We start from the raw sequence: 11334 nt of genomic DNA on the forward strand, positions 1-11334 counted from the left end.
ATGTCAAAAGCGGTGTTAGACATCAATGACAAACCTACAGCAGGACAACTTGTTACACTAAGTTTTCAGCATATGTTTGCAATGTTTGGAGCAACAATTTTAGTACCAACCTTAGTAGGCTTAAGCCCATCAATCGCACTTCTATCAAGTGGGATAGCAACTATCATATTCTTGTTTATAACACAATTTAAAGTACCAGCTTATTTAGGCTCATCCTTTGCATTTATCTCGCCAATCATTATGGTTGCAGGATTAAATGAGGCTGGGGTTGCAGTTAATCCAGGAAATGCGATGATTGGTGCGATGGCAGTAGGGATTGTATATGCAATCGTTGCCTTGATCATTTGGAATACCGGCTATAAATGGTTAATGCGTTTATTGCCGCCGATTGTAGTAGCACCGGTAATTATCGTTATCGGATTAGGTTTATCGGGAACTGCAGTCGATATGGCGATGAACATTACAGTAGAAAACGTTAAACAATATAGTGGATTACATTTCTCGGCAGCACTTGTCACTTTGTTTGCAGCAATTATCTTCAATGTATACTTCAAAAACATATTAAGCGCGATGCCAATATTGCTCGGTCTAATTGTTGGATATATCTATTCATGTATCATTGGTCTCGTAAACTTTGCACAGGTTAAAGCAGCAGCTTGGTTCGCACTTCCAGATTTTTTACTGCCAGGTGTCGATTATGAATTTAAAATCACATCAACAATTCTCCTAGCCATGGTTCCGATTGTAATTGTGACTATCTCAGAACATATCGGTCACCAATTGGTATTAGGTAAGGTTGTAAATCGAAATTACATAAAAGATCCAGGGCTTCATCGTTCTTTACTGGGAGATGGGCTTGGGACATTTGTAAGTGCCTTTATCGGTGGACCACCAAAAACAACGTACGGTGAAAATATTGGGGTTCTAGCAATTACTAGAGTTTACTCAATCTACGTAATAGGTGGTGCAGCAGTACTTGCAATCGTTATATCATTCTTTGGTAAAGCAATGGCAGTAATTAGTACAATTCCAACAGCAGTGCTTGGAGGAATTTCAATTCTACTATTCGGAATCATCGCATCAAGTGGTTTACGTATGTTTGTAGAAAACAAAACAGACTTCGGAAACAACCGTAACATGGTAATTGCCTCTGTTATTTTAGTAGTAGGTATTGGGGGAGCAAAAATCTCGATAACTTATCCGTTTGAAATCGAAATTTCCGGCATGGCACTAGCAGCAATCATCGGAGTACTCATGAATTTAGTCTTACCAGGAAGACCAAAGCAAGAAAATGAATTAGAAGAATAAAGAAAACCTTTTAATGAATTGTCCAGAGAGGCAAAGAAGGGGAATAACAAGTAGGTACATCTAATTATGGGGTACCTTAGCTTGTCATACCTTTTGCCTCGCGAATCGACATTTGCGAGGCATTTTTTCTACTAATAGGGATTTAGTAAACGTGTTTTCTAGAGGAAATACGACAATTAGGAGGAAGAGGTAATGAGAAACTTATTATCGATGGAGCACTTATCAAATGAAGAAGTAATGCAGATTATAGAACGCGCCGCTCAGTTTGAGGATGGTGAAATGACAAGGTTAGAAAAATCCTATAACGTAGCAAACCTTTTCTTTGAGCCAAGTACTAGAACGAAAACAAGCTTTGAAATGGCTGAAAGAAAAGTGGGATGCACAGTAATCCCGTTTGATGCTGACTTTTCGAGTGCATTAAAGGGAGAAACAATGTATGACACTGTCAAAACTCTTGAAATGATCGGAATGGACGCAGTCGTCATTCGAGCTAAAGAGGATGAATATTATAATGAGCTTCTTGAAGGCATCAATGTAGCTGTTATCAATGCTGGAGATGGCGCTGGTCAGCATCCTTCACAGAGCTTGCTTGACCTTTATACGATACATAAGGAATTTAGTTCTTTTGAAGGCTTGAAAGTCACAATTGTTGGTGACATATCACATAGCCGTGTCGCTAAATCAAATGCAACTGCACTAAAACGTTTAGGTGTGAACGTTCGCTTCTTATGTCCACCAGAATGGGCTGGCGATTTTGAAGCATATCACTCCTGGGATGGACTAATCGAGGACAGTGACGTAATCATGTTATTAAGAATTCAGCATGAACGTCATGTTATAAATAAAAGCTTTTCAAAAGAAAGCTACCACGAGCAATATGGACTGACTTTTGAACTCGAAGCAAAAATGAAGAAAAACGCGATTATCATGCACCCCGCTCCAGTAAATCGGGATGTAGAAATCGTATCAGAGCTTGTTGAATGTGAGCGTTCAAGGATATTCGATCAAGTTCGAAATGGCGTTTTTGTGAGAATGGCAATATTAGAGACACTCCTGGAGGGAAGATCGATATGACAAAATATATTCAAAACGTAAAATTACTAAACGGACAAAGTGAACTAGTAGAAAGTACGATAACAATCGTTGACGGACGCATCACAGAAATAGGTGGAGAACAGCCAGCTGGTGCTGAAATAATTGATGGTAAAGGAAACTTCCTGGCACCAGGATTTGTTGATGTTCATGTGCATTTACGTGAGCCTGGATTTGAACATAAAGAAACAATTGCAACAGGAACAGCATCTGCTGCAAAGGGTGGTTTTACAACTATTTGTGCGATGCCAAATACGAAACCAGTGCCTGACTCGGTTGAAAATTTGGAATTAATCAACAGCTTAATCGAACAAAGTGCAAAAGTGCGAGTACTGCCATATGGATCATTAACGGTTGCTCAATCTGGTGACGAACGTACGGATTTAGAGGCGCTTAAAGCGAGCGGAGCAGTTGCCTTCTCGGATGATGGAGTTGGTGTACAGCTTGCAGCAACGATGTACGAGCAAATGCAGGCTGCAGCAAAGCTTGACATGGTTGTGGTAGCACACTGTGAGGATAACTCGTTGATCTACGACGGGGTTATGCATGAAGGAAAACGTAATAAGGAGCTTGGTTTACTAGGTATTCCTTCGATTTGTGAGTCGGTGCAAATTGCCCGTGACGTTCTGTTGGCTGAAGCAGCAGGAGCACGTTACCACGTATGTCACGTATCTACGAAGGAATCTGTCCGTGCAGTGAGAGATGCAAAGGCAGCAGGTATTCGAGTGACTGCGGAGGTTTGTCCACACCATCTGCTATTAGAAGAAATGGATATTCCAAGTGATGATGCGAACTGGAAAATGAACCCGCCATTACGAGCAATCGATGATAAAGACTCACTGCATGCTGCACTACTTGATGGAACAATCGATTGTATCGCAACAGACCACGCACCTCACACAGTTGAGGAAAAATGCTGTGGAATGGTTGGTGCTCCATTTGGGATTGTAGGCTTTGAAACAGCATTCCCACTTTTATATACACAATTTGTAGAAACGAAGAAATGGACTTTGAAGCAATTGGTAGATTGGATGACGGTTAAGCCAGCACAAATCTTTGACCTTCCATATGGAACATTAGAAGTAGGGGCTGCAGCTGACCTAGTATTAATAGATTTAAATCAAGAACAATCAATCAACCCAGATGAATTTGCATCAAAGGGTCGCAATACACCATTTACTGGATGGAAGGCAAAAGGCTGGCCGGTACTAACAATGGTTGAAGGTAACATCGTTTACAACGAGGAGGCAAAATAATGAAAAAGCGATTATTGATTTTAGAGGATGGAACAGTATTTTACGGGTACGCATTCGGCAGCGAAAGAGCGTCACAGGGTGAGGTAGTATTTACAACGGGGATGACTGGCTATCAGGAAACTTTATCTGATCCATCCTTTTACGGACAAATCGTTACATTCACTTATCCGTTAATCGGGAACTACGGCATTAATCGTGATGATTTTGAATCCATTACACCAGCTATTCGCGGCATGGTCTGTCGCGAGCTTGCAAAGGAACCTTCGAATTTCAGAAGTGATCTTTCATTAAATGATTATCTAGTGTCACAGGATATTCCCGGTATTGAAGGAATTGACACACGCAAGCTAACAAGAATTATTCGTTCAAAGGGTGCTGTAAAAGCGATGCTGACAGCAGCTGATGAGGAAGTAAATATAGATGAAATAGTAGCAACGTTACAAGCGACACCATTAATCACAAATCATGTAAAAGAAGTGTCACCTAAAGCGGCTTACCCAAGTCCGGGTCGCGGAAAACGTGTTGTACTAATGGATTTCGGTATGAAGCATGGTATCTTACGCGAGTTGAACAAACGTGATTGTGACGTACTAGTTGTACCTTACAACACTTCAGCACAACAAATTTTAGCATGGCATCCAGATGGCATTATGCTGTCAAATGGACCTGGAGACCCTGCTGATGTGACAGAGGGCATTGAAACAATTCGTAATTTAATCGGAAAAGTTCCAATCTTCGGTATTTGCTTAGGGCACCAGCTGTTTGCTTTAGCTAGCGGAGCAAAAAGCTTTAAGCTTCCATTTGGTCACCGCGGAGCAAATCACCCTGTAAAGGATTTACGCACTGGCCGAACAGAGCTTACCTCACAAAACCACGGATATGCTGTTGATGAAAGCTCATTAGCAAATACCGATTTAGAAGTAACACATGTTGCATTAAATGATGGAACAATCGAAGGATTACGTCATAAAAAGCATCCAGTATTTACAGTGCAATACCACCCAGAAGCATCACCGGGACCAGAAGATTCCAACCACTTATTTGACGAATTTATTGAATTAATGGAATCACATGTAAAGGAAGGGAAACAACATGCCTAAACGTACAGATATTGAAACTATTTTAGTAATCGGATCAGGTCCAATTGTAATTGGACAAGCAGCAGAATTTGACTATGCAGGTACACAAGCTTGTCTTTCTTTAAAAGAGGAAGGCTACCGTGTAATTTTAATCAACTCAAACCCTGCCACAATCATGACAGATACAGAAATTGCAGACAAAGTCTATCTTGAGCCAATTTCACTAGAATTTGTATCACGTATTTTGCGTAAGGAACGTCCAGATGCAATCCTTCCAACACTTGGTGGACAAACTGGCTTAAATATGGCAATCGAGTTAAATGACTCTGGCATTTTAGATGAGCTTGGAATCGAAATTTTGGGTACGAAACTAGATGCCATTCATAAGGCAGAAGACCGTGATTTATTCCGTACTTTAATGTATGAATTAGGTGCACCGGTACCTGAATCTGATATTATTACAAATCTTGAGCAAGCAAAAAACTTTGTAGCTAAAATTGGCTACCCAGTAATCGTGCGTCCTGCCTTCACTCTTGGCGGTACAGGTGGTGGAATTTGCTCAAACGATCAGGAGCTAGAGGAAATCGTAACAAGCGGTTTAAAATATAGCCCAGTAACACAATGCTTACTTGAAAAATCAATTGCAGGCTATAAAGAAATTGAATATGAGGTAATGCGTGACTCTATCGACAATGCAATCGTTGTATGTAACATGGAAAATTTCGACCCAGTGGGGATTCATACAGGTGATTCAATCGTAGTAGCACCTTCTCAAACATTATCGGATCGCGAATACCAAATGCTGCGCAATATTTCATTAGATATCATCCGCGCTCTAAAAATTGAAGGTGGATGTAACGTACAGCTAGCATTAGACCCGAATAGCTTCAATTATTATGTAATTGAAGTAAACCCGCGTGTTTCACGTTCATCAGCATTAGCATCTAAGGCAACTGGTTATCCAATTGCGAAGCTAGCAGCGAAAATTGCAGTAGGCTTAACTTTAGATGAAATTGTCAATCCAGTAACAGGGTCAACTTATGCTGACTTTGAACCAGCACTTGACTATGTTGTTGCAAAAATTCCACGCTGGCCATTCGATAAATTCGAATCTGCTAAACGTAATCTAGGAACACAAATGAAGGCAACTGGAGAAGTTATGGCACTTGGCCGCAACTTTGAAGAAGCCATTCTAAAAGCAGTTCGCTCGCTTGAGACGGGTCATACACATATTGAGCTGAAGCACGCTGAAGAAAATAGTGATAACTGGATTGAAAAACGTATTCGTAAAGCAGGGGATGAGCGTTTATTCTTTATAGGTGAAGCATTACGCCGTGGTGTAACGATAGAAAAAATTCATGAATGGTCAGAAATTGATCTTTGGTTCTTAAACAAATTACAAAACATCATCAAAATGGAAGCTACTTTAGCTGACAATGTAAATAATGCAGAAATTTTGCGCCAAGCTAAACGTATGGGCTTTGCGGATAAGAAAATCGCAGAGCTTTGGAACACGAATCCTGAGGCAGTGTATGCATACCGTAAAGAACAAAATATTATTCCGGTATACAAAATGGTGGATACTTGTGCAGCAGAGTTTGAATCAACAACACCATACTTCTACGGAACTTATGAGGATGAAAATGAATCCATCGTAACAGAAAAACCTTCTGTAATCGTGTTAGGCTCTGGTCCAATCCGTATAGGGCAAGGCGTTGAGTTTGACTATGCAACAGTTCACTCGGTATGGGCAATTCAAGAGGCTGGCTATGAAGCGATCATCATCAACTCAAACCCAGAAACAGTTTCAACTGACTTCTCGATTTCAGATAAGCTATACTTTGAGCCGCTTACGATTGAAGATGTTATGCACATCGTTGATTTAGAAAAACCAATCGGTGTAGTTGTTCAATTTGGTGGTCAAACTGCTATTAACCTGGCTGACAAATTAGCGGCAAACGGAGTGAAGATTTTAGGAACAAGCCTAGAGGATATCGATCGTGCAGAAAACCGTGATAAGTTCGAGCAAGCATTACGCGTGCTAGATGTTCCACAGCCAGCAGGGGAAACAGCTGTATCAACTGCAGAAGCACTGGAAATTGGCAAAAAACTTGGCTTCCCAGTACTTGTTCGCCCTTCTTATGTATTAGGTGGACGTGCGATGGAAATCGTTTATAACGAGCAAGAATTAGAGCATTATATGGAAAATGCTGTAGAGGCTTCACCAGACCATCCAGTATTAGTTGACCGATACTTAACGGGTCAAGAAATTGAGGTTGACGCAATCTGTGACGGTGAAAATGTGTTGATTCCAGGCATTATGGAGCACGTTGAAAGAGCAGGTGTTCACTCAGGTGATTCGATCTCGGTATATCCACCTCAAAAGCTAACAGATGAACAAAAGGCAACAATTGTTGATTACACAACGCGTCTAGCAAAAGGGTTAAACATCGTCGGGCTGATGAATATTCAGTATGTACTTTCAAAAGGGGACATTTTCGTAATCGAAGTAAACCCACGTTCAAGCCGTACTGTACCGTTCTTAAGTAAAATTACAAATATCCCGATGGCTAACATTGCTACTAAGGCTATACTTGGTCAATCCATTGTAGAACAAGGCTACCCAACTGGCTTAGCTAAGGAGCAAAAGGGTGTATTTGTGAAAGTACCAGTATTCAGCTTTGCTAAGCTTCGTCGTGTAGACATTACATTAGGACCTGAGATGAAATCGACAGGGGAAGTAATGGGGAAAGACTCAACCTTTGAAAAAGCTTTATACAAAGGCTTTGTAGCAGCGGGTATGGAAATCAAAACTCACGGAACAGTGTTATTTACAGTATCTGATAAAGATAAAAAAGAGGCGATTGAGCTAGCGAAACGCTTCAACACAGTGGGCTACCGCATTATGGCTACAGAAGGTACTGCACAAAGCTTTAAGGAAGCAGGAGTACAAGCAGATGTAGTTGGAAAAATCGGTTCTAAAGAAAAAACATTACTTGAAGTGATTCAAAACGGCCAAGCTCAGCTAGTTGTCAATACGTTAACAAAAGGTAAGCAGCCAGCTCGTGATGGATTCCGTATTCGACGTGAATCAGTTGAAAATGGTGTGCCTTGCTTAACATCATTAGATACAGCAGAAGCAATGCTAGAGGTTATTGAATCAATGACATTTACAGCAGAAGAAATGCCAAAAGCGGAGGTAGTTCATTAATGATTCAACAAGAACGAATGATTGTCGTTCGTCAAAGTGAAATAGCTCAGCATATTTTTGAACTAACATTACAAGGGCAAATTGTTCAGGACATGAATCCTGGACAATTCGTCCATATTCGTGTGTCAGACAGCTTTGAGCCACTTCTTCGACGACCAATAAGTATTTCCAATATAGACAAAGAAACAGGTGAAGCAACTGTTATCTACCGTGCTGAAGGGCGTGGTACACAGATCCTTTCCCAAAAACAAGTGGGCGATGAAGTAGATGTTCTGGGTCCCTTAGGAAATGGCTTCCCAGTAGAGGCTACACCTGAAGGCGGTACTGCTCTATTAGTTGGTGGAGGTATTGGCGTACCACCACTTTACGAGCTATCCCAGCAATTGAACGCCCGAGGTATCCGAACAATTCATGTATTCGGCTTTTCAACAAAAGATGTGTGCTTCTATGACGATCAGTTTTCAACTTTAGGAGATACTCATTACGTAACAGTGGATGGCACGAAAGGAACAAAAGGCTTTGTAACGGATTTACTTGAGGAGCTAAAGCCTGAATTTGATGTCTTTTATGCATGCGGTCCCTTACCGATGCTTCGTGCACTAGAAAACTTTTATCCAGATAAAACTGGTTTCCTTTCCTTTGAAGAACGGATGGGCTGTGGAATCGGTGCTTGCTTTGCATGTATTTGTAAAACGACGGATCAAACAGACAAGGATTATGTAAAGGTTTGTTCAGATGGACCAGTGTTCCCGAAAGGAGTTGTAGAGCTATGAGTCGACTAAGTATTCAACTCCCAGGCTTAGATTTAAAAAACCCAATCATGCCAGCTTCAGGCTGCTTTGGATTCGGCAAGGAATTTTCTAATCTCTATGATTTGTCTAAGCTTGGAGCCATCATGATTAAAGCTACAACTGTAGAGACACGTCTTGGTAACCCAACACCTCGTGTAGCAGAAACTGCAGCTGGGATGCTAAATGCAATTGGACTTCAAAACCCTGGCTTAGAAATGGTAATGAAAAATGAGCTTCCATATTTAGAACGCTTTGATGTTCCAATTATTGCAAACGTTGCGGGAACAACAACGGAAGACTATGTGGAAGTGGCTGAGAAGATTTCTGAAGCGCCAAATGTAAAGGCACTGGAGTTAAACATTTCCTGCCCGAACGTCAAGCATGGCGGTATCACTTTTGGTACAGATGCCGTTGTAGCTAAAGAATTAGTGGAAGCAGTTAAAAAAGTTTCAAAGGTACCAGTTTACGTGAAGCTGTCGCCAAATGTAACGGATATCGTGGGAATTGCAAAAGCTGTTGAAGCAGGTGGAGCAGACGGTATTACGATGATTAACACATTGGTGGGTATGCGTTTAGATGAACGTACTGGTAAGCCCGTGATTGCAAATGGCACAGGTGGGTTATCAGGTCCTGCGGTGAAGCCAGTAGCAATTCGTATGGTTTATGAAGTATACAAAAATGTAAACATTCCGATTATCGGTATGGGCGGCGTAACAAATGCACAGGACGTAATAGACTTCATGTCTGCAGGTGCGTCAGCCGTTGCAGTAGGTACAGCAAACTTTGTAGATCCTTTCGTTTGTCCAAATATTATCGAAGCATTGCCAGCTCGCCTAGAAGAGTTGGGAGTACAACGCATAAAAGAAATTATCGGAAGGAGTCATCTGTAAATGAACACTAAACCAATCATTGCACTAGATTTTCCAAGCGAAAAGGAAGTATTCCAGTTTTTAAGCAATTTTAATGAGCCGATTTTCGTGAAAATTGGAATGGAGCTATATTTACAAGAGGGCCCTAGCATTGTTCAAAAGGTAAAGGAACAAGGCCATGATATTTTCTTAGATTTAAAGCTTCATGACATACCGAATACTGTAAGGTCTGCCATGAAAGGGTTAGCTCGTTTAGGCGTAGATCTAGTTAACGTTCATGCAGCAGGTGGAATTGACATGATGCGTGGTGCACTTGAAGGACTAGAGGCAGGAACGCCAGCAGGTAAGGAAAGAGCAAAGCTTATTGCAGTAACACAGCTTACTTCAACGACAGAAGAACAAATGCAGAATGAGCAAATGATCAGCTTATCCTTACTTGACTCTGTACTACATTATGCAAGGATTACAAAGGAAGCTGGCTTGGATGGAGTTGTTTGTTCCGTTCACGAAGCAGGACAAATCGGTGAAGCTTGTGGCCAGGAATTTCTGCGTGTAACACCTGGTATTCGTTTACCAGGTGGAGAAGCTCACGATCAAAAACGAATTGCTACACCAAATGGGGCAAAGGCTAGTGGCTCATCATTAATCGTTGTAGGTCGTGCGATTACGGGAGCAGCTGATCCAGCAGCTGCATATAAAAAAGTTTGCGATTTATGGGAGGAAAACTAAATGTCATTACAAAAAGAAATTGCTCTTGGAATGCTAAAGGTGGGAGCTGTCGAATTAAATCCAACTGATTTATTTACTTGGGCTTCAGGAATAAAATCACCAATCTACTGTGACACACGTTTAACAATTTCTGATGTAACAGTTCGTAAACAAATCGCGCATGGTCTTGCACAAAATATCAAAGAATTCTTCCCTGAAACAGAAATTGTAGCTGGTACAGCAACAGCTGGCATCCCACATGCTGCATGGGTTTCAGATGTACTGGAGAGCCCTATGGTGTACGTTCGCTCTAAAGCAAAAGAGCATGGTCGAGGCAACCAAATCGAAGGAAAAATCGCACCAGGTCAAAAAGTAGTCGTAGTAGAGGACATCATCTCAACAGGCGGCTCATCGATTACAGCCGTAGAAGCATTACGTGCAGCTGGCTGTGAAGTAGTAGGCGTTGTCTGCGTTTATACATATAACTTACCACGTGCCGAGCAAGCCTTTGAAGAAGCTGGCATAAAATACGTATCCCTAACAAACTTCGACTACCTAGTAGAAGCAGCAACAGAAACAGGCGCTATCAACGAAAAAGACATCCCATTCTTAAAAGAGTGGCACGCAGATTTGAAGGCAGGGAGATTATAAATCTCAAACGAATAGCTTATTTGGTAAATTTATTTATACTAAACAGGAGCTGTGTCGAAAGCTTGCGACTGGTGCACCGCAGATTTTAAGAGAGTGAGAAAAGGAGTTCATCAGTTTGATGAACTCCTTTTATTAATTTAGTAGAAGTGTAGGAAATGACTTGGGATGTATTTGATTTATAGATTTATAAGGTGAACTGCATCACGCCGCAAAATGAGAGTCGGCATGCAGTTCATTTACCAGATGAACTGCATCACGATGCAAAAACAGAGTCACCATACATTTCATTCGTCCGCTGAACTGCATCACGCAGCAAAAACAGACTCCCAATGTACTTTATACACCCGCTGAACTGCATCCCAAGCCCAA

Annotated in this window: 9 protein-coding genes; all 9 read left to right on the forward strand. The window is 41.3% G+C overall.

Annotated elements, in window-relative coordinates:
• On the forward strand, window positions 1–1308 hold the full coding sequence (locus tag BJ095_RS06685; RefSeq protein ID WP_107933887.1) for a solute carrier family 23 protein: 1308 nt from the start codon (window positions 1–3) through the stop codon (window positions 1306–1308).
• 192 nt (window positions 1309–1500) lie between these two features.
• Window positions 1501–2382: an aspartate carbamoyltransferase catalytic subunit gene (locus tag BJ095_RS06690; RefSeq protein ID WP_107933889.1), complete on the forward strand. Its 882-nt coding sequence runs from the start codon at window positions 1501–1503 to the stop codon at window positions 2380–2382.
• Window positions 2379–3656, forward strand: coding sequence for a dihydroorotase (locus tag BJ095_RS06695; RefSeq protein WP_107933891.1), 1278 nt, complete (start codon window positions 2379–2381; stop codon window positions 3654–3656). Before BJ095_RS06690 ends, BJ095_RS06695 begins: the two co-directional genes overlap by 4 nt.
• Complete coding sequence (locus BJ095_RS06700) at window positions 3656–4756, forward strand: carbamoyl phosphate synthase small subunit (RefSeq protein ID WP_107933893.1); 1101 nt, start codon at window positions 3656–3658, stop codon at window positions 4754–4756. Before BJ095_RS06695 ends, BJ095_RS06700 begins: the two co-directional genes overlap by 1 nt.
• The gene (gene carB, locus BJ095_RS06705; protein ID WP_107933895.1) at window positions 4749–7946 is read left to right on the forward strand and encodes a carbamoyl-phosphate synthase large subunit; all 3198 of its coding nucleotides are present in this window, start codon (window positions 4749–4751) and stop codon (window positions 7944–7946) included. Before BJ095_RS06700 ends, carB begins: the two co-directional genes overlap by 8 nt.
• On the forward strand, window positions 7946–8719 hold the full coding sequence (locus tag BJ095_RS06710) for a dihydroorotate dehydrogenase electron transfer subunit (protein WP_107933897.1): 774 nt from the start codon (window positions 7946–7948) through the stop codon (window positions 8717–8719). Before carB ends, BJ095_RS06710 begins: the two co-directional genes overlap by 1 nt.
• Window positions 8716–9627 carry a dihydroorotate dehydrogenase gene (locus BJ095_RS06715; protein WP_107933899.1) on the forward strand — a complete coding sequence of 304 codons (912 nt, stop codon included), beginning with the start codon at window positions 8716–8718 and terminating at the stop codon, window positions 9625–9627. The genes BJ095_RS06710 and BJ095_RS06715 overlap by 4 nt, the downstream gene beginning before the upstream one ends.
• Window positions 9628–10335: an orotidine-5'-phosphate decarboxylase gene (gene pyrF, locus BJ095_RS06720; protein WP_107933901.1), complete on the forward strand. Its 708-nt coding sequence runs from the start codon at window positions 9628–9630 to the stop codon at window positions 10333–10335. It begins immediately after the preceding gene.
• Entirely contained in the window at window positions 10336–10965 is a 630-nt protein-coding gene (pyrE, locus tag BJ095_RS06725; RefSeq protein ID WP_107933903.1) for an orotate phosphoribosyltransferase, read from the forward strand.
• The last annotated feature ends 369 nt before the right edge of the window (window positions 10966–11334 follow it).

Origin of the sequence: Ureibacillus chungkukjangi, from assembly GCF_003217295.1 — a bacterium.
Lineage (GTDB): Bacteria > Bacillota > Bacilli > Bacillales_A > Planococcaceae > Ureibacillus > Ureibacillus chungkukjangi.

Excerpts from the sequence above, each read along its gene's own strand:
- BJ095_RS06685 (WP_107933887.1), top strand. The coding sequence starts at position 1 with ATGTCAAAAGCGGTGTTAGACATCAATGACAAACCTACAGCAGGACAA.
- BJ095_RS06690 (WP_107933889.1), top strand. The coding sequence starts at position 1,501 with ATGAGAAACTTATTATCGATGGAGCACTTATCAAATGAAGAAGTAATG.
- BJ095_RS06695 (WP_107933891.1), top strand. The coding sequence starts at position 2,379 with ATGACAAAATATATTCAAAACGTAAAATTACTAAACGGACAAAGTGAA.
- BJ095_RS06700 (WP_107933893.1), top strand. The coding sequence starts at position 3,656 with ATGAAAAAGCGATTATTGATTTTAGAGGATGGAACAGTATTTTACGGG.
- carB (WP_107933895.1), top strand. The coding sequence starts at position 4,749 with ATGCCTAAACGTACAGATATTGAAACTATTTTAGTAATCGGATCAGGT.
- BJ095_RS06710 (WP_107933897.1), top strand. The coding sequence starts at position 7,946 with ATGATTCAACAAGAACGAATGATTGTCGTTCGTCAAAGTGAAATAGCT.
- BJ095_RS06715 (WP_107933899.1), top strand. The coding sequence starts at position 8,716 with ATGAGTCGACTAAGTATTCAACTCCCAGGCTTAGATTTAAAAAACCCA.
- pyrF (WP_107933901.1), top strand. The coding sequence starts at position 9,628 with ATGAACACTAAACCAATCATTGCACTAGATTTTCCAAGCGAAAAGGAA.
- pyrE (WP_107933903.1), top strand. The coding sequence starts at position 10,336 with ATGTCATTACAAAAAGAAATTGCTCTTGGAATGCTAAAGGTGGGAGCT.